Consider the following 24628-nt stretch of genomic DNA (forward strand, 5'->3'; position numbering starts at 1 on the left):
TCCTAACTGAACATTATCCCTTTACCTGTTCCAGCCACAATAGCAATCATTATAAAACACATAACTGAAATACATATAACGCAAGTAAGAATTAATATTATTGCCTTTCCAGCTTCGTTAATAGCATTTACAATTTTACTATCGCTTATAGGTTCAATGATTGCTGCTGATAATTTAAACATAAATCCTAAAACCAAAATTTTTATTATTGGCATAAGTATTATCACTATCAATACGATAGCTCCCAAAGACCCTATAGCATTTTTTAATAACAATGAATATCCAGCTATAGTTGCTAAGGCATCAGATAATGCTTTCCCTACAACAGGTATAAACTTGTCCACAGTAAATTTCGCTGTTTTAAGTGTAACCTCATCTATTGAACTTGATACCATGCTTCTTATAGTTACGATACCAACGAAAATCGTCAACATAAACCCCTGTACCCATAATGTAACCTGCCCAAAGAGCTTGCTTAAACTTTTAACTTTATTCTCACTGGATAGATTGTTTACAAATGCTAGAACAAAACTTAGAACTATCATTGGAAAAACAAAATTAACCATTACTCTTGCTGAAAAATTCACAACAAACATTATAATGGGATCCATTAATACAGCTTGTGTAAATCCCCCCACACTAGCTAAAAGCATAATCAGAACCGGCATCAGAGCATCCATAAAATTAGCAATAGAATTTATTGTATCCTTAGCTAAAGTTAAAGTTACATAAAAACTATTCCCAATAATCAATAAAACCATAGAATAACAAACATAATATGCAATGCTGGAGATCTCATTCTCAGCAAATGCAGCCTGCAGCTGTGTAAGAAGTCCACAGATCAGACATATAACAACTAAAGAACCTAGCATTTTAAATACAACTCTTATTTCTCTTGTAATATACAGCGAGATTATTCTTCCTATATCCTTTGATGTCATTCCACCACTGCCCTCTTTCATATAGCTTTCCACAATCTCTTTAGGATTCATGTCCCTTATTATTTCATAATCATTCCCTAGATTTGATATGTATTGATATAGCTTATTTATTTTACCTAGTTCTTCTCTGTCAAGGGTTACCCCTCCATTATCATCGAGGGCACTTACAAAGTTCCCAGTACATGTTAATAACAGAATTAATACAATTAAGCTCTTTCTTAATATTTTCATAATCATGCACTTATTATGCTCACGATAGATTTCAAAACAGCCATTAAAATCGGTACTCCTAAAGAAAGAATAATAACTTTACCAGCAACTTCTACTTTAGAAGCTAATGAGGAAGCACCGGCATCCTTGCATAATTCTGTACAGAACGTTGTTAAATAAGCTATTCCTAATATTTTAAATATTGTATTGAGATAAATAATATCTACCCCTGTTTTAATAGATACTGTCTCTAAAAAGAGAACTATTGCTTTCATCTTGGGAACGATAAAAATTATGATTATTATGCCACTTGCTAGAAGAATAAAATACGCTAATTCTTTTTTCTCATCTTTCAGCGATAGATATAATATCATCGCTATAAATGCCAACGATATAATCTTGAGTATCTCCATAATCTCCTCCTTATAACTGGAAAATCGTTTTTACTGATGTGAATAACTGCCCAATCAATGATAGTATCATCAATATGACAACAATAACACCTACTAGGTCCACAACCTGTGCCCAGTCTTTTTTTCCAGCTCCTGTAAGCACCTTATCAATTACTGCTAGTAAAAATCCAATACCTGCAATTTTTAGTATCAATGATATTTCCATTGGTATCCCCCTTTATACAATAATAATTACTACTACTAAGCCAAGTGCAAACGATAAAGAAGTCACTAACTTATAATCTTTTTTTAATTTCTTATCTGCCTCTTCGATAATTCGTTTCATCTTTAACCTGTTATATTCAATAGAGTTTTGTTCTCCCCTAAGGTCATTGTTTCCTAGATTTCTAAAAAAACCATCAATTACCTTAATATCTGATTCTTTAAAGTAAAATTCATTAGATAGCTCGTCCCTAACACTCTTATATGCATCAAAAATATCATATAAATCCCCATTGACCATCCTAATACTCATATTGTTAAAAAACTGCTTGAACTCACTAGATGAATCATCTGCGATACGCCGAAAAAGTTCTGGCAATGGTGTCATTAAATATGTAATTTCATTGCTAATAGATAACATTATTCTGTCCATTTCATTTAGCTGGTTAAGTCTTTTTTTCATACTTTCTCCATACAAAATTCCAATTGATGTAGACCCTAGGATAATTATCAAATAACTTAGAAAATTAAGCACCTTTATCCCCCTTTCCTTTATCAAGATCAACAATTGATGTAATATCCCCTACTTTTTTTAAGTTGTTTAAAATAATTGCTCTTTTAAAAACTTTATGTTCAATTATTCGAGAATATACTTTCTTTTTGTAAAGATCTTCTACATCGAAGCCATGTATTGAAGTTATAATCTTAACACCTGAATTAACTGCCATAATAATACTTATCATATCCTCATCTGTTCCAATCTCGTCACAAATTATTACATCTGGTGATAAACTCCTTATTGCAAGCATTATTCCTTTACTTTTGGGACAACGATCAAAAACATCAGTTCTGGAACCTACATTTAATTGTGGTATTCCATCACTACATGCTCCGATTTCACCTCTCTCATCGATTATGCAAACATTCAATTTATATTTATCAGAAATCACTCTAGCAAGATCCCTCAGGAGTGTTGTTTTCCCACATCTTGGTGGAGAAATTATAATAGCATTATTAACTACATCATTAGTCATAATCTCATTTATAACTTTATCTGACGCCCCTATAATCTCATTAGCTCGTCTGATATTTAATGAAGATATGTTTCTTAATGTCTTTATTTCTCCTTTTTCTAATACACAGGACCCACACAACCCTACTCTATGTCCACCTTTTATTGTAATAAACCCTTGTTTTATCTCATCGTTAAAAGCATATCTAGAAAATTGACTTATCTTCCTAACAATCACATCTATATCGTACTGAGTAACAATATAATCAAATCTTTTTTCTCCTTCATGGGTTATCACCACTAAATTTTTACCACATCTCACCCTTATTTCCTGAATTGACTTAACACAAGTTTTGACTATTGCAAATATTTCAGGTGATAGCACTTTCATAAATTCATCAATCAAAAACTCACCCCCTTGTAACTAAAAAAATTTATCTTCTTTTAAAACTTATTATCATAATGAGATTTAAAAAATAAAGCATTTATAAAGAATAGTGAATAAAGAACAAATAACAATACCTTTCAGCAGAGCTGAAAGCTTATGAAATAAGAAAAGATTATATTGCATAACCCAAGTTAATTTAGAGGTAACTACTTTATACTCTATTTCTGTACTTTTAAATTATAGATATTCTGAAGAATGAAGAATATCAACAATATTTATTCTTTCTTCTTTATTATTTTTTCTTTGTATAGATAAACATACGCAGTAGTTTATCTATTTGCCCTTATATATAAATTCTTATTTCGTATACATAAAAATTATTACAAAAAAATAAAGCCATATGCACATCATAGGCTTTAAAGAAATGTATAATGTATAATGGAGAATGGAGAATGATGGATGTTTCTGCTCTGCAGAAACTACATTTTCTCATTCTTTAGTAGAAAAAAGGTTTACTTATTTCACCTTATGCGAAATATTGTATTTTAAATACAATATTTATCTTAAGATAAAATGAGTAAACCTTTTTTTGTTTGATTAAAAATAAAATGAAGGTTCTGACCTCAGTCAGAACCATCCTACATTATCAATTATACATTTTCAATTTTCAATTATGCTTTTATTAAACTCTTTCCATGTACTCTTCTGTTCTAGTGTCAACTCTGATTATATCTTCTTCGTTAACGAACATAGGCACATTAATAATTGCTCCAGTTTCTAATTTAGCTGGCTTAGTTACGTTAGTAGCAGTGTTTCCTTTAACTCCTGGCTCTGTTTCAATAACTTGTAATTCAACGAAGTTAGGAGCTTCAACTGAGAAAGCTTCACCTTTGAAGAATTTGATTATTGCAAACATATTCTCTTTAAGATATTTAATAGCTTGCTCTACCATATCATAATTTAAAGGAATTTGCTCATATGTTTCTTGATCCATGAAGTAGTATAACTCTCCATCATTATATAAATATTGCATTTCTTTTCTTTCAATAACAACATCTTGTACTTTTGCTGTTGGATTATAAGATTTTTCTACTATTCCACCATTAATAACGTTTCTAAGTTTAGTTTTTACAAATGCAGCTCCCTTACCTGGTTTTACATGTAAGAAATCAATTATTGTAAAAACTTGTCCATTCTCTTCAAAAGTAACACCTTTTCTAAAATCTCCTGCTGAAATCATATTATCCCTCCAAAATTATATTTCACCATACTCATAAATTTTACATTAAATTTATGGTATTTACAATCAAAATTTAACTTAGTATATTATGTTAAATATCGCAAAATAAAGCTCATTACTAGTTATAGCATCTAAATACACAAGTAAATCATGTTAAACACTTTAATAAACCACTATGACATATATTTACCAAATAACATATACACCATTAGTATTCTATCAGAATAAAGCTCTATTTTCAACTGTTCATTATTAATATGACCAATATATCTGATTTTAATTCTCATTTTTCCTTGTTTCATAGATGTTTTTTATTATAATCTTAAGCTGATTATCGTCATTATATCCAAAATTTACAATGTAGTTAAAATATTTATCTTTTTCAAATTTTAATTCTACTTCTTTATTACCTTTATTTACTTTATAACCTATAAAACCTTCTTCTTTTAATTTTTCATTAAATTGTTCATTTAGAAACATTTGAATTTTTCCATCTGTTTTTAATTTATTTAATAAACCATAAAATTTTTGAATTTTAAATTCTAAATTTGGATTATAGTCTGTATATGCTATTAATCTAACTTTACTTTGGTATTTATTTTTGTTTGAATATGCCTTATATAATGTTAGTAAAAATGCAATTATAATTGCTCCTAATATTAAAGTTGTTACTAAAAATCCACCCATTTTTTTCTTAGAAACACCCAATTCTTTTCAACACCATCCTTTACTAGCACAATATATAGTAGTTCCCCTTTTTCTATGAATTCTATTTTCTCAATATTTATCAATAAAATATTCTCATTCAGCTTCCTTCCCCAGTTATCAATATATTTCACTTTTAAAGCATTGCTAGTTAATGAAAAAATAATCTTATTATTATTTCTTTGGATTTCTATTGAATTTTCTTTAACTAATAAATCTATATTTTGGGGATTTTCAATCTCTCTTTTAAGATATAAGCTTAAGTTCGTATACTGATTATCATGTGAATAGGTTGTTTGAGCATATGCCCACATTTTAAATGTTATAGCTATCATAGTAATCAATAAACCATTAATTATGGTAAAGAAAACTAATACTAAAAGCATCTCTATAAGTGACAACCCTTTCTTTTTCTTCTGTATGACTTTTCGGAACATATATAACTTTCTCCCATTCTTTATTTGAATCACTATAAAGTATTATTTTCACCTTATTAATGAATGGATCATAATCACAATCTATATTTATTAAAAAATACTCATTTTCTGTTGTTTCTTTCAATAACAAGTTATCTATCTTTTCATTTCTTAATAAATATGCAGCACTTCCATTTAAATAAACATCTTGTGATTTTGTAGTTTCTCTTACAATCAAGGAGTTATATTTTAATTCATAGTAAGTAATCTCTATAATATCATTAAAGACCTCTACTTTTTTTCGGTTATTAATAACTTTTAATAAGTAACCATTTACTATAGCAAAACTAATCATTAATATTCCCATTAATGTTAAGGATATTAATAATTCCACGAATGAAAACCCTTTTTTATTTAATTTGAACATATCCTAAATTAACCCTTGTGGTTATTCTCCTTTCATAGCCCATTCCATTCTTATACAATATTGAGCACGGTGACATATACCCATCTTTTCTAATTTTTATATAATTGTTATACTCTCCACCGTTTATATTTAATCCATATAAATCTATGTATTTATCGCATTGAAACTTTCGAATCACCTTATTCTCTATAGAAAACAAAAGTCTATTCCTCAAACAATCAACAATTATTTCTCCATCTTGTTTATTCTCTATGCACTCTAACCTTACCCCTTGAATAAAATCAACAATACTTTCTTCCTCTACGCTGACTCTATTCTTAATTATTAGTCTTTGAATATTTCTTATTGATATACTGCTTATTGTTAATACTATTAGGAGAATCCCTAAGGTAAGCATTACATCAACAAGGGTTATCCCCTTTCTACTTTTATAACACAAGGACACCACCTCATTTAGAAATTATTTACACTTTATCTTTTTTTATTCTGTTATTATTGTCTTTCTATACATATTTTTACTTTTAATGCTTAAAACAAGTTTTAATGGTATAATATATATAGATTCTTTAGTTTAAAAATTTACTTATTCAAATATTCCAAAAGTAAAAAAATGGATGTTAAGAACAAACATTTTATCTATTTGAATAAATCAATTTTTAACTTAGTATATCTATAGATTTGTCAAGAGTATTAATGAGTTTTAAGTTTACATAGAAAGGATGATTACTATGGCATTAGATGGTTTCTTTTTAAAGTCTTTAACTGAAGAGCTTTCAAAAGAACTTATTGGAAGAAGAGTTGAAAAAATCTCTCAACCTGAAAAAGATGAAATAATATTAAATTTTAAAATTAATAGAAAAAATAGAGGCTTATTAATTAGTGCTTCTTCAAACTATCCTAGAATACATTTTACTGATATTAAAAAAGAAAATCCTTTATCTGCTCCAATGTTCTGTATGGTATTAAGAAAATACTTAAAAGGAGCAAGAGTACTAGATATTCAACAATTGACTACTGACAGAGTTCTTAATATTGTCTTTGAAAGTACTGATGAACTTGGTTTTGTAAGTAACTTTATACTTATAGTTGAGATTATGGGGCGTCACAGCAATATTTCTCTAGTAAGAAATTCAGATAATATTATAATGGATAGTATTAAGCACATTGGATTATCTAAAAATACATATCGTACAGTTCTAAGCGGATTACCTTATGTATATCCACCAGAATCAAAGCTTCTTGACCCTTATAACTTTACAAAAGAAGACTTATTATCAAAACTTAAAGAACTTGATTTTTCCGAGAAAATATTTAGTAGAATCTTTACTGGTTTTGGAGCTGAATTATCAAAAGAATTACTTTATAGATTAGACCTCAAGGGTGATGAGAATACAGATTCAATAATAAGTCGTATAAATCAAATACAAGAAATTTTAGAGGAACTTAAAATTAATAATAAAAACTTCGGAAGCTATACCTTAGATGGTTACTTAAAAACTTTCCACTGTGTTGAACTAAGTCATTTAATAAATAGCCATATGGATTTCAATAAATTTGATAATCCTAGTGAACTATGTGAAAAGTTTTATTATGAAAAAGATCTTCAAGACAGAATGCATGGAAAAAGTGCTGAGATTCATAAATTAGTATCTAACAATATTGATAGATGCGCTAAGAAGATAAAAATTCTTGAGAAAACACTTGTTGATTGTAAAAAGAGAGATAAATACCAGCTTTATGGCGAACTTTTAACTTCTTTTATCCATAGTGTAGAAGAAGGTAGTGAAAAAGTTTCTCTTTTAAATTATTATGTAACTGATAAAGAGGAATATGTAGAGATTACTTTAGATCCAAATAAAACTGTATCTGAAAATATTCAAAAGTATTATAAAAGATATAATAAGATGAAAAAATCTGAAGAGATGGCTCAAATACAATTAACTCAAGCTAAAGAAGAACTTTCATATTTAAATTCTGTATTAGTAAATATCTCAAATTGCAGAAGTACAGGTGAAATATCTGAGATAAAAAAAGAGCTTATTGAAAGTGGATATCTAAAGAAAAAGAAATCCAAAAAGAAAGTAAAGGAAGGAAAGTCAGCACCTCTACACTTTGTATCTAGTGATGGCATTGATATCTATGTAGGGAAAAATAACCTTCAGAATGATTATTTAACCCTTAAGTTTGCTTCTAAAAACGATATATGGATGCATACTAAAGACATTCCTGGCTCACATGTTATAGTAAAAAATTCAGGCAATATTCCTGAATCAACTTTAGATGAAGCAGCTAATCTTGCCGCTTATTACAGCAAAGGGAAAAATTCAACTAAAGTACCTGTAGACTATACCGAAGTTAAAAATGTAAAAAAACCTAGTGGTTCAAAACCTGGAATGGTTATTTATTATACTAATAAAACATTCTTTATAGATCCAGTTGAACCGAAACTGGAAGAGGTAGAGTAAAACCGACTAAAACAAATGTATAATTGATAATGTATAATGTATAATGATGGATGCTTCTGACTCTTGTCAGAAGCTACATTTTATTGGTTAGATAACAATAGAAGTTTACTCGTTTTCCTTTAGGGAAAACATTGTATTTCACGTTCAATATTTTAGAGTTGGTGATAGAATTCAAAATCATCAACTCTTTTTTAATGTGTGAATGTATATATTTATACATAGCATCAAATAATTGCATTAAATATCCATATTTTGTATAATTATAGTTGCAACGGAATAGTATAATAAAGGCTTTTAGGAAAAGATATGGTAACCTATGACAAGAGAAATGAACTCAAAAAAATATTGAGAGGTTGGGGAAATATATGGAGAGAAACGCATTAAAGACATTATTAAGAAATATAAAAGATAACGAATACAAACTACCAGAGGGGGTGAACCCATATGAATTTTCCTTAGAACTGATGGATTATATAGGAGATACTGACGGTGAACTGCGTGATGAGTTGGTTTATCACGTTCTGGTTAATTGGATACTGATGGATGTTCTGACACCTGAAGAAGCACATGACATATTTATGATAGCAATAGACGAAAAACATCTTTTCAATGGATTGGGCGAAATTGGGGATAAAGTTTTTGACAGGACTTATTCCGTTTTAATTGCTGCATGTATCATCTATAAGCATAGGAGTTTTTTATCAGATAGCGATATTTTAAAAGCTTTTAATGCAATTATGAAATTTTATAATGAGGACAGGGATGTAAGAGGCTTTGTAGAGGGTAAATTTTGGGCTCATGGGGCTGCCCACGGTGCTGATGCTCTGATGGAACTTGCACAATGTAAAATAATAGGATATGAAGGACTAAAAGCAATATTAGATTCAATATATAAAAAAATCAACATAAATTACTATGGATATATTCATTTCGAGGATGAGCGTATGATATCAGCTGTTCAGGCGGTTTTGGAAAGAGATATAATTCCTGTAGAAGAAATTGAAGAATGGATCAGAAGCTTCGGTAACATAGAAAAACCAGGTATATATCAGGCAGGTGTATATCATGATTATATGCTCATTACATTTAATGTAACTATTTTCTTAAAAAGCTTATACTTTAGACTTGTTAATAAAACGAAGTATGACCAACTAGTAAAAATAGTTAAAGAGGTGCTAAAGAAAATAAGTCTTTTTGGTGAGGATTACTAATAAAATAACTAATATTAATTTAATACAATATTTTATCTCAAGATAAAATGAGTAATCATCTATTCTCCTAAAGAACAATAAAATTAAAGGTTCTGACCTCTGGTCAGAACCCTCCTTCATTCTACATTATCCATTATACATTATACATTTCTTTTAATGTTCTATTCCATATCGTATATCTTAACGCTGTCTTCTCCATCCACTTCAGCAAGATGTACCTTTACGTTCTCTTTTTTAGAAGTTGGTATATTCTTGCCAACAAAATCTGCTCTGATAGGAAGTTCTCTATGACCTCTGTCTACTAAAACAGCTAATTGAATAGAGTCAGCTCTACCTTTATCAAAAACAGCATCCATTGCTGCTCTAACTGTTCTTCCTGTATATATAACATCATCAATAAGAACTACTTTTTTGCCTTTAAGGTCCATTTCAATGTTATTCTTATTTAAAACAGGAGATTCATGTGCTTCTGTTAAATCATCTCTATAATATGTAATATCTACAGTAGCAATATTTACAGGTTCATCTTCAAATTTTTCAATTAGTGAAGCAATTCTATTAGCTAAAGGCACTCCTCGACTCTTAATACCAACAAGAACTAGGTCCTCTACCCCTTTATTTTTCTCAATTATTTCATGAGCGATTCTTGTAAGTGTTCTTTTAACAGCTTTATCATCTAAAATTTCAGCTTTCAATATCATAATATCTCTCCTAAACTTCTATCTTTTCTAATTTAGACAGTATTTTTATAAAATATTCTGGTAAATCAGAGTCAAACTCAACATACTTTTCTGTTTTGGGATGAACAAAGGCTAAGGACTTAGCATGAAGCATCTGCCCTTTCAAATTAAACTTCTGCTTTTTAAATCCATAAATTGGATCTCCAACTAGTGGATGACCTAAAGATGCCATATGAACTCTTATTTGATGAGTTCTTCCTGTTTCTAATTGACATTTAACAAGAGTATAACCTTTATATCTCTCAACAACTGAATAGTGCGTTACAGCTCTCTTACCATCTTTAACTATAGCCATCTTCACCCTTGTTTTAGGATCTCTTCCTAGAGGTTTATCAACAATTCCACTATTGCTTTTTAAAACCCCTTCAACAAGAGCATAATATTCTCTTTTTATATCATGCTCGTGAAACAGCTCTCCTAGCTTCATATGAGCATAATCATTTTTTGCCACAACTAATATACCTGATGTATCTTTATCTATTCTATGAACAATTCCTGGCCTTATTACTCCATTAATTCCTGAAAGATTATCACAATGGTATAAAAGGGCATTGACTAGAGTTCCTGTGTAATTTCCTGGTGCTGGATGAACAACCATCCCCTGCTCTTTATTAACAACTACAATATCTGAATCTTCATATATTATATCAATTGGAATATCTTCTGCTACTGCTTCTAAAGGAATTGGCTGTGTATCTTCAACTACAATCCTATCTCCAAGCTTAACTTTATATTTGCTTTTAACAGTTTTTCCATTAACTAGGACTTCTCCACGCTCAATCATTTTTTGATAAAAACTTCTGGATCTGTTACTATCGATTTTACCAAGTAACATGTCCAATCTATTACCAACTTGCTCTTCTTCTGTTATAAAATCAATTTTACACATTCTTTTCATCCAATCCTTTTTTCTCATCTTTCATCTCTTTAATAAGAAGTAACATTAATAATCCAGTTCCAACAACCACTAATATATCAGCTACATTGAAAGTAGGATAATAATAAACATCTTTATAGTGAACTAGAATGAAATCAATTACGAATCCATTAAAAATCCTATCATATAAATTTCCTATCGCCCCACTAATAATTAAAGCAAGACTAATACCCATTAATCTATTGTTCTTTCTTTCTTTAATAAGAAATACTATTAATGCTATTAGAACGATACTTGTAAAGCCAACTAAAAAAATCTTTTGATCTTGAAAACTTCCAAATGCAGCTCCTCTGTTTTCTAAATACTCGAAATCAAAGAATCCTTTTATTATAGTTATTCCTGATTGACCTTTTAAATTTACAGCCCAGATTTTTGTTACTCTATCAACTATCACTCCAAGTACAATTATAATCAACTCCAGCAAGAACTCACCCCCTTAAATTTTGCATTCATAAATAAAGTATATAACAATATCTACTTGATATCCAACATTTGATATCAAGTGTCAAATAACTAATATCAAAGAGCAAATAGCAAAGAACAGAGAACAAATTCTGAAGTATGAAGAATATTCACCTCATTTGTTCTTTCTTCTCTGTTCTTTATTCTCTTTATTTATTTTTAGTATAACTGATGTCTATATTGTCCATTACTAATAGCTTCTATTCCTTCAACATACTCATCATCATCATAATAATAATCATCTAAATTCTTTTGTCTGTTAAAACTTTCAACAGCTTGATAAGTATCTTCAGCATCAAACCCTGGATCATCTTTAAAATCATTATATCCATAGTTAAAAGGCTCTAAAACCTGTTCTTCTAATGGTCTTCTAGTAAAATCATTCTTATATACAGAAGTTAAGTCATTTTGACACTTTATACAGTACTCAGCATAAGGCATAAACTCTAATCGCTCTTTATTAATTGTTTTACTGCACATAGGACAAATCCCATATGTACCATCTTCAATTTTTTTAAGAGAATTATCAATTTTGTTTAAAATCTTGTTTTCATTTCCTCTAAGTGCTCGTGCTGTATCACTTATAGCCATCTCTTCACCTATATCAGCTGGATGGTTATCTACAACAGCTAATTCGCCACCTATTTCCTGCATATAGATTCCCTTATCCATACCTTGTAATAAACTTTCAACTCTTTCTTTTTCTTTTAAAAGAGCATCTTTATAAATTTGATAGTTTTTCATAGCCATAAAATCACCCCTTTATTATATTTTTTCTAAAGTTTATATAAACTATACTGAAACTTAATTTACACATTAGGAAAATATCAAATGTTCTTTGTTTTTTTCATGTTGTGTAAATTTCTAGTCAAAATAATTAATATTGGGGTAATTTAAAAATATTTTAGTTACCTAAAATTGTCTCCATCAATTTTATTTTATCATTCAAGTCTTTTAATGTTTCTATGGATATTGTTTGTCTAGCATCTGAAACAGCATTGTCAGGATGAGTATGAGATTCAATTATTAGACCATCACACCCAGTAGCAATTGCAGATAATGACATAGTGGATACTAATTCCCTTAATCCTGTTCCATGACTAGGATCAACTATTACAGGTAAACGATACTTATTTTTTATTACTGCAACTGAATTTAAATCTAATGTATTTCTAGTATAATTCTCAAAGGTTCTTATTCCTCTTTCACACATAATAACCTTTTCATTACCTTCTTTTAAAATATATTCTGCAGCTAATAACCATTCACTTAGAGTTGCACTCATTCCTCTCTTTAAAATAATTGGAATATCTAGCTTCCCAACTTCTTTTAAGAGCGTATAATTATACATATTTCTTGATCCAATCTGAAGCATATCAGCATATGGTTCAATCAGTTCTATATGTCGTGCATCCATAACTTCTGTTACAAAAGGCATTTTATTCTCTCTACTTACTTCATGTAAGATTTTTACGCCTTCTTCCCCAAGTCCTTGAAAATCATATGGACTTGTTCTAGGTTTAAAAGCTCCACCTCTTAATATATGAACACCAATTTCTTTTAACCTCTTACATATTGACCTCATAGTATCTATATCTTCAACAGAACATGGACCTGAAATAATTACCTTTTTATCACCAATGGCAACCTTCTCTACGTCATCTTTACCAATAGTAAACTTGATATCTTCACCTGAGGTTTTATCAATTAATAGTTTAGTCATTTTACCACCTACATATTTTTCAACATATCTCTAAGAATTTTTGTTGAATTCTCTATAGCTATTGGAGAGAATTTTTCATAATCCATATGAGTACCATTTATTGCATTATCTGATATGGATCTTATAACAACGAAAGGTACATTATTTAAATATGCAACTTGTGCAATACTTGCACCTTCCATTTCACATGCATAAGCATTAAATTCCATATCTAAAGCTTTTAATTTTTCTCCGCTGCTAATAAATTGATCTCCTGATACAATTCTTCCCTTTTCGAACTTATTATAAACACCCTTTTTACAAGCATTAAATGCTTTTTCTACAAGTGTTTCATCACATTTAAAATCAAATGTATCTAATCTTGGGATTTGACCAAGTTTATCTCCAAAGAAAGTTGTATCCATATCGTGTTGAACAAGATCAGTTGCAACTACAACATCACCAGGGAAAATATCTTCCTTAAGTCCACCTGCTATTCCAACATTTATTACACAATCCACATTAAAATCATCTATTAATATCTGTGTACAAACAGCAGCATTAACCTTACCTATTCCACTTGTAACAATTACAGCTTTTTTACCTTGAATTGTTCCATAATTGAATTCCATTCTAGCCTTTTTTTCAACTCTCTCAATTTCCATCTCGCTTACAAGTATTTCAACTTCTTCTTTCATTGCTCCAATAATACCAACAATCATTATTCTTCCTCCTTAAATGTATACCATAATTAACTGTAGCTATTCTATCATAAAGCTTAATTTATTAAGTAATTTATTGTCTTTAACCCAAAATTTATTCAGTAAAGAATAGTGAAAAAGAATAAAGAACAAATTAGGTTTCTTTTCTTCCTATGGTCAGAAAAAATATTTAGATTAACAAAATCAAATCAATAAATTGTTCTTTATATAATATTTATCCCTTTTGAATTACTTGAATAAATAAGTTTTAATACCAATAACTCTCTATTGAAATGATAACTTCCCTTTGAATAATAGTCAATAAAAATCTCACTCAAATTGCGAGTGAGTTATTCTGAAAAGAATGTTTTTATATTGTCTAGAGAGTCAACTCTGTTTTTGCTTCGTGCATTAATTTCACTTGCATTAAAAGCTACTGTCTTATCTATGTTTTCATCATTAATCTCTTTTAATTCTTTTTTAAATTCTTCATACTTAACAGTTTTATCATCATTATCATGAGATTCAACACCTATACTATAAGTCTTTTCAAAATCTTTTTCAAGACTTTCAAACATATCAATTTGGCTATTCATAAAGTTTCTAAATTTACTTCTGAATATATTGAACTCAGCTTTAAGTTTATCGTACTCATCATTTATTTTAATTACATCATTTTTAGATCTGTCAATTATTCTAGCTCCAGTTTCATTAGCATCTTTAATAATTAACTCACTTTCTCTAAGAGCATTTTTTTTAGCTTCCTCAGCAGTATTCTGTGCCATCACTAAAGTTTTCTGAATTGTTTCTTCCATATCTTTATAATGCTTTAAACGTTCCTCTAACATGCTGACTTTATCCTTTAAAACACCATTTTCTTTGTATAGTTTTTCAAAATCTTCAGCTACATCTGCAAGAAAGTCCTCTACTTCGTCTCTCTTATAGCCTCTCATAGCTCTTCTAAATTCTCTATTATTTATATCATTGGGTGATAAATTCATTGTTCCGGTTACGAAGTAACCTTCCCCCCTTTCGAGTATTTGTATAATATGAACTCAATTCTGTTACATATTAAATTTGAAACAACTATACTACTATGAAATTTCAGGTAATATGATTACAAAATCTCATTCTATTTATATTGTAATAATTTAACTCTAAACCTATCCTTTTTTGTAGTTCCAACAATCTCACTTACTATAAATTTTCCAAAACCTCTAATTGTCAACCTGGATCCTTCTTTAATCTCAAAGTTTTTCTTATTAACAATACTGTAGTCAACCATTACCTTCCCTGATGAAATAATTGCCTCACCTTTACTTCTTGAAAGATTAGTAACTGCACTTACAATACAGTCAATGCGCATACTTGAAGATAATATTATTTTTTCTTTAAGTTCAATGGAACTTTGAATTGAAAGGTAATCTTCTTTTGCAATTTTTTCTATACTAACTGCACAACCATTTATTTTTTCAAGTGAATTAATTATATACTCTGCTATATCATCGACTATAGCAAAATAACATGTATCATTATTTAGCAATACATCTCCAATTTTTTCTCTCCTCAAACCTAAAGATAATATTGTGCCTAAATAATGTCTATGTTCAAGCTTCTTAAACTTTGATTTATTAGTTATTTTAATAACAACGTATGGGAACTCAATAGGTGACACCCACTCATTTGGATAAAATGCAACCATTCGTCTTTCTGCATTATCAAAAAATCCATCTGTTATAATTTTAATATTGTAGTTTTTAAGAAACAAGGACGTTTTATACCAAATATTTGGAGTCAAAAATTCATCTACCAGAATAAGTGTATTATAATCCATACTCATTTGTAGTGAATTATATACTTTTATTGCACTAGATTGTTCTTCTTTAGTAAAAAAATTAATAAATTTTTCTTTATTCATTTCAAGTCCTCATATATTCATTATCGAATATTATTTTATAAAACTGAACATCCCTTTATTTGATAGTTCATTTTTAAGAGAACTATCAACAGCAACATTTGATGGTGACAATAGATATACACCTTTATCTATCTGCTGAAGCTCAGCTGATAATGCATATGTAGCTCCACTTATAAAGTCTAATAATCTTTGTCCAACTTTACTATCAATATTGTTTGTATTTACTACAACAATTTTTTTACTTTTTAAGTTATCAATAATTACTGTTGCTTCTTCAAAGTCAGCAGGTTTTGAAATAAATACTCTAGGTGAACTAGAAGAAATTGAAGCTCCTGCAGATTGTATGTCAACTACATTATTTATTTTGTGCGTTCTTATAGGTTTTATTCTCTCTACTTCTTCCTCTTCTTCTTCTAACTCATCAAATTCATCATATTCTTCTTCATGAAGACCAAGCATATTGTTAAAAAACTTACTTCCTCTCTTCTTTCCCATTCCTACTCCTCCTTATTTATACTCTCTATTTCCAAATACTCCAGTACCTACTCTTATCATATTTGAGCCTTCTTCAATAGCAATTTTATAATCACCTGACATACCCATTGATAGAATCTCCATTGATATATTCTTGTAATTCACCTTTTTTAGGTCATCAAACATTTCTTTCATTTCTCTAAAATAATTTCTACACTGTTCCTCATCGCCTTTAGGTATAATCGCCATAATACCTTTAACCTTAATATGTGAACATTTTTCAACTTCTTGAATGAAGTCATTAACTTCGTTTTTATGTATTCCTGTCTTACTTTCTTCTTCTCCAACATTAATCTGAATTAAGGCATTCAATTCTAATCCTTCTTTTTCATACCTTTTCTCCAATTCTTGAAGAAGTTTAACACCATCTAAAGAATGAAGCAGATGAATTTTCCCTACTATATATTTAATCTTATTTCGCTGCAAATGACCTATAAAATGCCATTTTATGTCCTTTGGCAGTTCTTCATACTTATCTCTCAGATCCTGAGCCTTATTTTCACCAAATTCTCTTTCTCCAGCTTCATAAGCCTCCATTATCAACTCATTTGGTTTAGTTTTAGAAACACATATCAATGATACAGTTTCTGGAATCTCTTTTCGTATTTTTTTTACATTATCTATAACACTTAAACTCATAATTATTCCTCCCTTGTTATACTTCTTTATAAATTGTCAATTTCCTCTTTTTTTTACGACTATTTAACGAATTAATTAGTATAATACAAGATTTTTTATAATCTTTTGTTAATTTGTGTCATCTCCATTTTTTTCAGTATCCTCTTCTTCATTTCTTTCGTTAATATAAATAACCGGGTTTCCTTCAAAACCAACATCAATATATCCACTGAAATTTTCTAAATTCTTTTCTAAATAAATGTTTATAGCTTTATTTAACTTATCTTGTAAGTTATCTTCTCTTCCTAACTTAACATTGAAGCTACCTATATTTAAATTTATATTATTCATATCCATTAAATTAACTTCATGTATTTCTAATTCACTTGTATTTCTTTTTATTAATCCCTCCAGCTCACTTAAAAAACTCACTTTTCTAATATCTTCAATTTTAAGTTTTTCACCAATTGTCATTCCTTCAAAATTCAATCCTTTTACTTCCAAGAGATTTAATCCACTCAAATTACTTTTTCCTTCAAGTACATAACATTCCTTATCTAGAATATAATACACTTCACCTATTTTTTCAAAGTAAAATGCATTTCTTTCCTCTACACTTAGAGTTATTTTATCTGGAAAAGTCCTTTGAATATCCACACTCTTAATATAACCATTTATCATAACATTTTCTTTAATTTGATTATCTTTTAAAGTAAAAATATTATCTCCAAGCCTTACATTAGCAAGCATCTTTATTTCCTCTGTTTTAACAATCTTATTGCCTGTTACAACTATCGATTTGATATTAAATATCTCTTGTTTTAATGCCACATAAACCCCTACTGAAACTAATACTAAAAATAATAATACTAACTTGTTCACTAGACGTTTCTTTTTTCTCTTTTTAATGAGCTTCTCCTTATTTCTTAAAATATAGTCACCATAATGCTGTTCACTTCGCTCATTTGAACTGTATTTTCCTTTGCCACTCTTCTTTTTCTTTACCATAAAAAATTCACCTCATATATCATTAAAGCTGAGCTGTCGCTCAGCTTTAAATTTATTTTGAATTTTGTTTCGATATATTGAGAAGTACTCCCATAGCGAATAAATTTATAGCTATTGCACTTCCTCCATAGCTAATAAATGGTAATGGTACACCTGTTACAGGCATACTACCTGATACTACTGCAATATTAATTATTGCCTGTATTGCGATTATTGAAGTGAATCCCACAGCAATGAGAGTTCCATATGTATCTTTTGCCTTAAATGCAATTCCAATACCTCTAATTATGAAAAAACAAAACAACAATATTATTGTTATACATCCTATAAAGCCTAACTCCTCGCCAATAATTGAAAAAATAAAATCATTATGAGGTTCAGGAATATAAAAAGCTTTTTGTCTTGATTGCCCAAGACCTACCCCCATAAGACCACCAGTTCCTAATGCATAAAAGGATTGTATTAATTGATATCCATCTCCTAAGGGATCCACCCATGGGTCAGTAAAACTCATTAAACGCTTTACTCTATAATCTGCTGAAAAAATCAAGTATATACCTCCAACAAATGCTGAAATACCAAGACCAAACAGATGTATGAATTTAGCACCGTCAATAAATACAACTATAAAGGTTACAATAACCATTACTGAGAAAATACTCATATTTTTTTCAAGCAATACCATAAAAGCGAAGCCACCCCCTATTAAAAGGTGGAATATTAATACAGTAAATTTTTTAATTTTTTCTCCTGCTTTTTCTAAGCTAAATGCTAATATTAAAACAACAGCGTATTTAGCTATCTCTGAAGGTTGAATTGTAGTAAACCCTAAATTTATCCATCTAGTTGCACCATTAATTGGTTTTGAGAATAGCACCACCACTAACAAAATGAATGTTATTATGGCAATTGGAATAGTTAATTTCTTATATTTCTGATAATCAACATTAATCGCAAAAATCATTCCAATTAAACCAATTGATACATTGATTAATTGTTTAATTAAATAATAATTTGCATTATTGTTCTTATGAAGAGCTACATAAGAAGAAGCACTCCAAACCATAACAATACCTATTGCTACGAGGATTAAGACAGTACTTAGAAGATAAAAATCAATTTCTCCTATTCTTTTTTTTACTTTTGCCATTTCTCCCTCCTGAAAATTACTTATACATTAAATGTAATTGCTAAAAATCCTAATAAACACAATATAACTGTAATAATTGAAAACATAGAAACTACTTTATTCTCATGCCACCCTAATTCTTCAAAATGATGATGTAAAGGTGCCATCTTAAATACTCTTTTTTTAGTTTTCTTATAAACTCCCACCTGAATAATAACAGAAAGAGCTTCTAATACATAGATTCCCCCTACAATTAAAACTATCAATTCTATCTTTAATATAAGAGCAACAGCTCCAATAGCTCCACCTATTGCTAAAGACCCAGTATCCCCCATAAACACAGATGCAGGATAAGAATTCACTCTTAAAAATCCTAATAAAGCACCAGCTAATATTCCACAAAAAATTGCTAAAGGATAATTTGAAAAGCTATAACAAACTAAAGCAAAGAAAGTAATCACAAGAATAGATACTGATGTTAATAATCCATCAATTCCATCTGTCAAATTAGTTGCATTTGTAGTTGCTGTCATATAGATAATTATAAAAGGTACATATAACCATTTTAAATCCACATATATTCCTGTGAAAGGAATCATAATTTCAGTTGACCCCAATATTCTCATAGCTAAAACTCCAATTATCAAGCCAAAGAAAATCTGCAACACAAATTTTTGTTTTGATTTTAATCCTTCATTAACCTTCTTAACAATCTTTAGGTAGTCATCCAAGAACCCAATAAATCCAAAACACAAAAATGAAATCATTACCAATAAAGATTCTCCTGAGAAAAAGGTTTCCCATCCAGCTACTAAGAAAAAAGTTAGAATGGTCGCTATAATAAAAATCAAACCTCCCATACTTGGAGTCCCAGCTTTAGTAAAATGACTTCTCGGCCCTTCTTCTCTAATATTTTGCCCTGTTTTTAACTTAATCAATAATTTCAATATAAAGGGTGTAATCACAAGCGTAATAATAGTCGATAGTATAACCGCATAAATAATCTTACTCATATCTTTAACCTCTCTCGTTCTTTAATTTTGGCATCTGCAATAATTACGTACATTATTTAACTAACTTTCAAGAAGCTCACTATAAATAGTTTCAAACTTCATTGATCTTGATGCCTTTATTAATACTACATGTTCTTCAGATAGTTCCCCTTTTAACTTCTCTATTAGTTCTTCTTTTGTATTAAAGATATATCCCTCTTTACCTTTAAACCCATCAAGATAATATTCACTATATTCTCCAAGAACAAACATTTTTTCTATACCATGCTTAAGTGCATACTCTCCTATTTCTCTATGTAGTTCATCACTAGTTTCACCAAGTTCTTTCATAGTTCCAAAAACACAAATCTTCTTTCCATGTATTGTATTCATTACATCAATAGCTGCCTTCATTGAGTCTGGACTTGCATTATACGCATCATTGATAATTAAATATCCTTTTTCTTCATGCTTCTTAATATCTAATCTCATTGAAGTCTTATCAATATTTTTAAATCCTCTATTGATTTCCTCTGAGCACATCCCCAATTTTTCACAAACAGCAATAGTTAAGAGTGCATTAGAAACATTATGTTCTCCAGGCATTTTTAAATTGAATGTATCCCCGCAAAATTTTCCATCAGTAATTTTAAAGAAACTTTCTGATATATTCAATTCAAGAATATTAGATTTCATAGTCCCATCTCCATGAATTGAGCATCGTATAATCTCAAATTTCTCATCAGCTACAGTACTCAACATATCATCGTCATTATTGATTATTAAAATATTATTTTCATTGAAGTACTTCACTATCTCCATCTTTGCTTTAAGTATATTTTCTCTTGTTTTTAATTGTTCAAGATGAGATTCTCCAATATTCGTTATTATTGCCATGTCAGGTCGAGCAATTTTTGCTAGTAACTCTATCTCACCAAAACCACTCATTCCCATTTCTAGTACTGCAATCTCATGTTCATCTTTGAACTTAAATATCATAAGTGGTAATCCTATATCACTATTATAATTGCCAATAGTTTTAAATACTTTATATTTTTCACTCAAAGCTCCAGATAATATATCCTTTGTTGAGGTCTTCCCAGTAGAACCTGTAATACCTATGACTTTAATATTGAACTTGCCTCGATAATATTGTGCAAGTTGATATAAAGCTTCTCTAGAATTTTCCACCTTAACTATAGTTATAGTGTTTTCATATTTCTTAAATTCTTCTTTATACTTATCCACAACACACAAAACTGCACCATTTTTTACTGCCTCATCAACCAAGTCATTTCCATCTACTCTCGCACCTTTTAATGCAAAAAAGATAAAATTTTCCTTTAGCCTTCTAGTATCAGTTTCAACCCCTTGTATGGATACCTCTTTACCGTATGTTATAACTTCACCCTTAAGTGTTTCTATTAATTCTCTAGATGTAAGCTTCATTTCCATACTCCTCTCACTCACTTTAAAAACCCGGCAGAGTTATCTGCCGGTATTTTAATTATATCACATTTGTGTAATTATAATCTATCTTTCTAATAATCACGGTCAAGGTTTATAATAACCTTGCTGCCTTTATTGATTATAATACCAGCTTTAGGGGTTGTACTTGTTACTACACCCTCTCCAGAAACTACATATTCCAATCCTAACTTTTCAAGGACCTTTTTAGCTCTATCTCCAGTCATACCTATTAAATCTGGCATAACCACTTTCATTTCACCTTGTATTTCATCACCTAGATACAATAAAATTTCATCTTCTTCCTTTATGGTAAATCCAGGTTTAGGTGTCATATCATTAATATACTTTCCATTACCCTCTATTCGCAACTTGATATTAAAATCTTTAGCTAACTTCTTACAATCCTCAATATCAAGCCCTCTGAATTCAGGAAGTATTATATCCTTCTTTAAGAACCTTTCTAACTTTTCTTTATCTCCCTCTGGCTCCATTCCATAATAATTTAATATATCAAAGAATAAAGTTTTAGCAACTGGCGCTGCTATCTGCCCAGCATAATACAAAGCTGGATTAGGTTCATCAATGGAAATCATTATTGAAACAATTGGATCATCACAAGGCGCCATACCACCAAAGGATGCTACATACTTTCCTGAAGCATATCCACCTTTTTGATAATCTACTTTTTGTGCTGTTCCAGTTTTTCCACCTATCCTATAACCAGGTATATAAGCTTTTTTCCCTCCACCAATCTCTACAACTTTCTCAAGATAATCTCTCATTTCTTTAGCAATATCTTCGTCAATGCTCTTCTCTACTTTACTACTAAAAGTTTTATCTACAGTGACATTACCTTCATCATCTTTATGAATAATTGCCCTCATCACATGTGGAGTTACCAAATCTCCTCCATTTGCTAATACATTTAATGCTCTGATATATTGTATCATAGATAATGTATTAGTTTGTCCAAATGAAATTGTTGCTAAGTCGACTTCTGAAATATCTTTTGCTTTCTTAATTATCCCTTTTGCCTCTCCACTTAGATCAATGCCTGTTTTTTCACCTAATCCAAATAATTTAATATATTTAGTTAGTTTTTCTGCACCTAATCTTTTACCAAGTACAATGAATCCCATGTTACATGAATTCTGAATTATTTCTGCAAAAGTCTGTTCTCCATGTCCTGTTCTCTTATGACAACGAATCACTTTATTTGCTACTTGCATGCTGCCAGAACAAGCAAATTTATCATTATCATTTACTACACCTTCTGCTACTGCAGCAGTTGCTGTAATTATCTTAAAAATAGAACCTGGTTCAAAGGTGTCATTAACAGCTCTATTTCTCCAAAACTTTTGATTTTCATTAAAATTGTCACTTATCCAAGGGTCATTCAAGTCATAATCAGGTTTATTTACCAGTGCTAAAATTTCTCCAGTCTTAGGATCAGAAACAATAATTGATACTGCCTTAGCATCATTATCAATCATAGCTTCATTTGCAGCTTTCTCTGCAAACTCCTGAATATTCTTGTCTATTGTAAGAACAAGCCCTTTCCCATCAATAGAATCTGTGAACTTACTGATGGTATACGGCTTATTTTCACTCTTTTCATTATCAATCTCTTCTATTCTTCTACCTGGAACTCCCGCAAGATATTTATCATAACTTAACTCAACCCCAGTTAAACCCACACCATCGCTTCGTGTATGTCCGAGAATGTGTGATAAAAAGTTACCATTTTCATAGTATCTTTTTGTATCAGGAGAAATTAATATTCCTGCATATTCATTTTTTTCTATGTATTTTCTAAGATCTTTTTGTTCTTTTTCATCAATTCTTCGTTTTAAAATTGCACTTCCTCTTGGTTTTCCATTTGGAAGGGTTTTAGTCATTTCATCAATAACCTTTTCATATTCAATGTTAAGTATTTCAGATAAATCTTTTGCTAATGCTTCTTCAGAAATATTTTTTCCCTTTAGTTCTTTTCTAAGTATTGAAAGATCTAAATTAACCTTATGTACGTTTTCACTTACCACTAATTCCTTTCCATTTCTGTCGTAAATTGTACCCCTTTTAGGTTCAACCTTAACACCACTGGTCCATTGATTATAGGCAAGTTCTTTAAACTCATTACTTTTAAATGTCATTACATACAGAAGTCTAACAGTGAGGATTGATAATAAAATCATCACTCCTATAAAGACAAAAAATAACCGTTTTTTCCTTTCAGCATTATCTCTAAACTCTTTCATATAACCTCCACTTGGGAAGTTTTAAAAAAGTAACTTTACCAATTTATCAAAAATTCCTTTTTGACTTGAAGCAGATTTTACAGTTGGATTTGCAAAATGGTCTTTTGATAAATCAGCATATGTGCAATCTTCCTTATCAACCGCTTTCATTTGAAGATTCTTTATTGAATAATCCTCAAGTTCATTCAGTGAAAACCCTTTTGCTAAACTTAATTTCAAGTTATCATTTTTAAACTGATAACTTTTATATTCAGATTTAAGTCTCTCAATTTTCTTTTGCTGTTCAAATATTAAATTATATCTACCAACAGTAATCATACCTAAAACAAAGAACAAGCTTATACATCCAAAAGTCATTATATTTCTTTTTCTCTTATATGCCTTGTGTTCTTGAATATATATATGTTTTTTTACTTCACTTTTTTTCTTTTTCTGAGTCTTAGGCGCAACTTCAGGTAAAGCCGAACTTTCTAAAGCATTACTTCCCATTACAATATTTTTCTTATCGACTACTATCACTTTATTCACCT

The 24628-nt window shown here is 29.7% G+C and carries 28 protein-coding genes; 2 read left to right on the forward strand and 26 right to left on the reverse strand.

What is annotated here, in order from left to right; translation table 11 throughout:
- Positions 1–2: 2 nt before the first annotated feature.
- The 10 genes from spoIIIAE to OW730_RS16785 all read right to left on the reverse strand — a co-directional run bounded on the left by spoIIIAE (position 3) and on the right by OW730_RS16785 (position 6392).
- Positions 3–1172: a stage III sporulation protein AE gene (spoIIIAE, locus tag OW730_RS16740; RefSeq protein WP_271225197.1), complete on the reverse strand. Its 1170-nt coding sequence runs from the start codon at positions 1170–1172 to the stop codon at positions 3–5.
- A gap of 2 nt (positions 1173–1174) precedes the next feature.
- Positions 1175–1564: a stage III sporulation protein AD gene (gene spoIIIAD / locus OW730_RS16745; protein WP_271225198.1), complete on the reverse strand. Its 390-nt coding sequence runs from the start codon at positions 1562–1564 to the stop codon at positions 1175–1177.
- Positions 1565–1574: 10 nt separating this feature from the next.
- On the reverse strand, positions 1575–1769 hold the full coding sequence (gene spoIIIAC / locus OW730_RS16750; protein WP_271225199.1) for a stage III sporulation protein AC: 195 nt from the start codon (positions 1767–1769) through the stop codon (positions 1575–1577).
- Positions 1770–1781: 12 nt separating this feature from the next.
- Entirely contained in the window at positions 1782–2300 is a 519-nt protein-coding gene (locus tag OW730_RS16755; RefSeq protein ID WP_271225200.1) for a stage III sporulation protein AB, read from the reverse strand.
- The gene (spoIIIAA, locus tag OW730_RS16760) at positions 2293–3183 is read right to left on the reverse strand and encodes a stage III sporulation protein AA (RefSeq protein ID WP_271225201.1); all 891 of its coding nucleotides are present in this window, start codon (positions 3181–3183) and stop codon (positions 2293–2295) included. The genes OW730_RS16755 and spoIIIAA overlap by 8 nt, the downstream gene beginning before the upstream one ends.
- A gap of 664 nt (positions 3184–3847) precedes the next feature.
- Positions 3848–4405 carry an elongation factor P gene (efp, locus tag OW730_RS16765; RefSeq protein WP_271225202.1) on the reverse strand — a complete coding sequence of 186 codons (558 nt, stop codon included), beginning with the start codon at positions 4403–4405 and terminating at the stop codon, positions 3848–3850.
- A gap of 276 nt (positions 4406–4681) precedes the next feature.
- Entirely contained in the window at positions 4682–5092 is a 411-nt protein-coding gene (locus OW730_RS16770; protein WP_271225203.1) for a hypothetical protein, read from the reverse strand.
- A complete protein-coding gene (locus tag OW730_RS16775) occupies positions 5077–5496 on the reverse strand; it encodes a hypothetical protein (RefSeq protein ID WP_271225204.1) in 420 nt (139 codons plus the stop codon). The genes OW730_RS16770 and OW730_RS16775 overlap by 16 nt, the downstream gene beginning before the upstream one ends.
- Complete coding sequence (locus tag OW730_RS16780) at positions 5462–5953, reverse strand: type II secretion system protein (protein WP_271225205.1); 492 nt, start codon at positions 5951–5953, stop codon at positions 5462–5464. The genes OW730_RS16775 and OW730_RS16780 overlap by 35 nt, the downstream gene beginning before the upstream one ends.
- Positions 5937–6392 carry a pilus assembly FimT family protein gene (locus tag OW730_RS16785; protein ID WP_271225206.1) on the reverse strand — a complete coding sequence of 152 codons (456 nt, stop codon included), beginning with the start codon at positions 6390–6392 and terminating at the stop codon, positions 5937–5939. The genes OW730_RS16780 and OW730_RS16785 overlap by 17 nt, the downstream gene beginning before the upstream one ends.
- Positions 6393–6681: 289 nt before the next feature.
- Here OW730_RS16785 and OW730_RS16790 point away from each other — a divergent pair, with 289 nt between their 5' ends.
- Positions 6682–8418 carry an Rqc2 family fibronectin-binding protein gene (locus OW730_RS16790; protein ID WP_271225207.1) on the forward strand — a complete coding sequence of 579 codons (1737 nt, stop codon included), beginning with the start codon at positions 6682–6684 and terminating at the stop codon, positions 8416–8418.
- Positions 8419–8783: 365 nt separating this feature from the next.
- Positions 8784–9629, forward strand: a complete 846-nt coding sequence (locus tag OW730_RS16795) for a DUF2785 domain-containing protein (RefSeq protein WP_271225208.1) — start codon at positions 8784–8786, stop codon at positions 9627–9629.
- 161 nt (positions 9630–9790) lie between these two features.
- Here the strand turns inward: OW730_RS16795 and pyrR are convergent, their stop codons facing one another.
- The 16 genes from pyrR to OW730_RS16875 form a co-directional block, all read right to left on the reverse strand.
- Positions 9791–10330, reverse strand: a complete 540-nt coding sequence (gene pyrR, locus OW730_RS16800) for a bifunctional pyr operon transcriptional regulator/uracil phosphoribosyltransferase PyrR (protein WP_271225209.1) — start codon at positions 10328–10330, stop codon at positions 9791–9793.
- A gap of 10 nt (positions 10331–10340) precedes the next feature.
- A complete protein-coding gene (locus OW730_RS16805; RefSeq protein WP_271229586.1) occupies positions 10341–11258 on the reverse strand; it encodes an RluA family pseudouridine synthase in 918 nt (305 codons plus the stop codon).
- Entirely contained in the window at positions 11251–11727 is a 477-nt protein-coding gene (lspA, locus tag OW730_RS16810) for a signal peptidase II (protein WP_271229587.1), read from the reverse strand. Before lspA ends, OW730_RS16805 begins: the two co-directional genes overlap by 8 nt.
- 200 nt (positions 11728–11927) lie before the next feature.
- Positions 11928–12518 carry a TraR/DksA C4-type zinc finger protein gene (locus OW730_RS16815; protein WP_271225210.1) on the reverse strand — a complete coding sequence of 197 codons (591 nt, stop codon included), beginning with the start codon at positions 12516–12518 and terminating at the stop codon, positions 11928–11930.
- A gap of 154 nt (positions 12519–12672) precedes the next feature.
- Entirely contained in the window at positions 12673–13491 is an 819-nt protein-coding gene (gene aroF, locus OW730_RS16820; protein WP_271225211.1) for a 3-deoxy-7-phosphoheptulonate synthase, read from the reverse strand.
- An 8-nt stretch (positions 13492–13499) separates the two neighbouring features.
- On the reverse strand, positions 13500–14192 hold the full coding sequence (locus tag OW730_RS16825) for a 5'-methylthioadenosine/adenosylhomocysteine nucleosidase (RefSeq protein ID WP_271225212.1): 693 nt from the start codon (positions 14190–14192) through the stop codon (positions 13500–13502).
- A gap of 329 nt (positions 14193–14521) precedes the next feature.
- The gene (locus OW730_RS16830; RefSeq protein WP_271225213.1) at positions 14522–15172 is read right to left on the reverse strand and encodes a DivIVA domain-containing protein; all 651 of its coding nucleotides are present in this window, start codon (positions 15170–15172) and stop codon (positions 14522–14524) included.
- Between the two features lie 131 nt (positions 15173–15303).
- Positions 15304–16089, reverse strand: coding sequence for a YlmH family RNA-binding protein (locus OW730_RS16835; protein WP_271225214.1), 786 nt, complete (start codon positions 16087–16089; stop codon positions 15304–15306).
- Between the two features lie 30 nt (positions 16090–16119).
- Positions 16120–16584, reverse strand: a complete 465-nt coding sequence (locus OW730_RS16840; RefSeq protein ID WP_271225215.1) for a cell division protein SepF — start codon at positions 16582–16584, stop codon at positions 16120–16122.
- Between the two features lie 12 nt (positions 16585–16596).
- A complete protein-coding gene (locus OW730_RS16845; RefSeq protein ID WP_271225216.1) occupies positions 16597–17262 on the reverse strand; it encodes a YggS family pyridoxal phosphate-dependent enzyme in 666 nt (221 codons plus the stop codon).
- A gap of 108 nt (positions 17263–17370) precedes the next feature.
- Positions 17371–18249, reverse strand: a complete 879-nt coding sequence (locus OW730_RS16850; protein WP_271225217.1) for a cell division protein FtsQ/DivIB — start codon at positions 18247–18249, stop codon at positions 17371–17373.
- A 52-nt stretch (positions 18250–18301) separates the two neighbouring features.
- Positions 18302–19399, reverse strand: coding sequence for a putative lipid II flippase FtsW (gene ftsW, locus OW730_RS16855; protein WP_271225218.1), 1098 nt, complete (start codon positions 19397–19399; stop codon positions 18302–18304).
- 20 nt (positions 19400–19419) lie between these two features.
- Positions 19420–20391: a phospho-N-acetylmuramoyl-pentapeptide-transferase gene (gene mraY, locus OW730_RS16860; RefSeq protein WP_271225219.1), complete on the reverse strand. Its 972-nt coding sequence runs from the start codon at positions 20389–20391 to the stop codon at positions 19420–19422.
- 60 nt (positions 20392–20451) lie between these two features.
- On the reverse strand, positions 20452–21819 hold the full coding sequence (locus OW730_RS16865; protein ID WP_271225220.1) for a UDP-N-acetylmuramoyl-tripeptide--D-alanyl-D-alanine ligase: 1368 nt from the start codon (positions 21817–21819) through the stop codon (positions 20452–20454).
- A 92-nt stretch (positions 21820–21911) separates the two neighbouring features.
- The gene (locus OW730_RS16870) at positions 21912–24098 is read right to left on the reverse strand and encodes a stage V sporulation protein D (RefSeq protein WP_271225221.1); all 2187 of its coding nucleotides are present in this window, start codon (positions 24096–24098) and stop codon (positions 21912–21914) included.
- Positions 24099–24119: 21 nt separating this feature from the next.
- Positions 24120–24617 carry a hypothetical protein gene (locus tag OW730_RS16875; protein WP_271225222.1) on the reverse strand — a complete coding sequence of 166 codons (498 nt, stop codon included), beginning with the start codon at positions 24615–24617 and terminating at the stop codon, positions 24120–24122.
- Between the last annotated feature and the right edge of the window lie 11 nt (positions 24618–24628).

Origin of the sequence: Oceanirhabdus sp. W0125-5 (assembly GCF_027938815.1) — a bacterium.
GTDB lineage: Bacteria > Bacillota > Clostridia > Clostridiales > Clostridiaceae > Oceanirhabdus.

Bases quoted from the DNA above. Each gene is read 5' to 3' on its own strand.
- OW730_RS16870 (WP_271225221.1), bottom strand. From the start codon at position 24,098: ATGAAAGAGTTTAGAGATAATGCTGAAAGGAAAAAACGGTTATTTTTT.
- OW730_RS16825 (WP_271225212.1), bottom strand. From the start codon at position 14,192: ATGATTGTTGGTATTATTGGAGCAATGAAAGAAGAAGTTGAAATACTT.
- OW730_RS16865 (WP_271225220.1), bottom strand. From the start codon at position 21,819: ATGAAGCTTACATCTAGAGAATTAATAGAAACACTTAAGGGTGAAGTT.
- spoIIIAD (WP_271225198.1), bottom strand. From the start codon at position 1,564: ATGGAGATACTCAAGATTATATCGTTGGCATTTATAGCGATGATATTA.
- spoIIIAE (WP_271225197.1), bottom strand. From the start codon at position 1,172: ATGAAAATATTAAGAAAGAGCTTAATTGTATTAATTCTGTTATTAACA.
- aroF (WP_271225211.1), bottom strand. From the start codon at position 13,491: ATGACTAAACTATTAATTGATAAAACCTCAGGTGAAGATATCAAGTTT.
- spoIIIAC (WP_271225199.1), bottom strand. From the start codon at position 1,769: ATGGAAATATCATTGATACTAAAAATTGCAGGTATTGGATTTTTACTA.
- OW730_RS16780 (WP_271225205.1), bottom strand. From the start codon at position 5,953: ATGTTCAAATTAAATAAAAAAGGGTTTTCATTCGTGGAATTATTAATA.
- OW730_RS16840 (WP_271225215.1), bottom strand. From the start codon at position 16,584: ATGGGAAAGAAGAGAGGAAGTAAGTTTTTTAACAATATGCTTGGTCTT.
- pyrR (WP_271225209.1), bottom strand. From the start codon at position 10,330: ATGATATTGAAAGCTGAAATTTTAGATGATAAAGCTGTTAAAAGAACA.
- ftsW (WP_271225218.1), bottom strand. From the start codon at position 19,399: ATGGCAAAAGTAAAAAAAAGAATAGGAGAAATTGATTTTTATCTTCTA.
- efp (WP_271225202.1), bottom strand. From the start codon at position 4,405: ATGATTTCAGCAGGAGATTTTAGAAAAGGTGTTACTTTTGAAGAGAAT.
- OW730_RS16795 (WP_271225208.1), top strand. From the start codon at position 8,784: ATGGAGAGAAACGCATTAAAGACATTATTAAGAAATATAAAAGATAAC.
- OW730_RS16815 (WP_271225210.1), bottom strand. From the start codon at position 12,518: ATGGCTATGAAAAACTATCAAATTTATAAAGATGCTCTTTTAAAAGAA.
- OW730_RS16775 (WP_271225204.1), bottom strand. From the start codon at position 5,496: ATGCTTTTAGTATTAGTTTTCTTTACCATAATTAATGGTTTATTGATT.
- OW730_RS16835 (WP_271225214.1), bottom strand. From the start codon at position 16,089: ATGAATAAAGAAAAATTTATTAATTTTTTTACTAAAGAAGAACAATCT.
- OW730_RS16850 (WP_271225217.1), bottom strand. From the start codon at position 18,249: ATGGTAAAGAAAAAGAAGAGTGGCAAAGGAAAATACAGTTCAAATGAG.
- OW730_RS16830 (WP_271225213.1), bottom strand. From the start codon at position 15,172: ATGAATTTATCACCCAATGATATAAATAATAGAGAATTTAGAAGAGCT.
- OW730_RS16845 (WP_271225216.1), bottom strand. From the start codon at position 17,262: ATGAGTTTAAGTGTTATAGATAATGTAAAAAAAATACGAAAAGAGATT.
- OW730_RS16790 (WP_271225207.1), top strand. From the start codon at position 6,682: ATGGCATTAGATGGTTTCTTTTTAAAGTCTTTAACTGAAGAGCTTTCA.
- OW730_RS16805 (WP_271229586.1), bottom strand. From the start codon at position 11,258: ATGTGTAAAATTGATTTTATAACAGAAGAAGAGCAAGTTGGTAATAGA.
- mraY (WP_271225219.1), bottom strand. From the start codon at position 20,391: ATGAGTAAGATTATTTATGCGGTTATACTATCGACTATTATTACGCTT.
- OW730_RS16770 (WP_271225203.1), bottom strand. From the start codon at position 5,092: ATGGGTGGATTTTTAGTAACAACTTTAATATTAGGAGCAATTATAATT.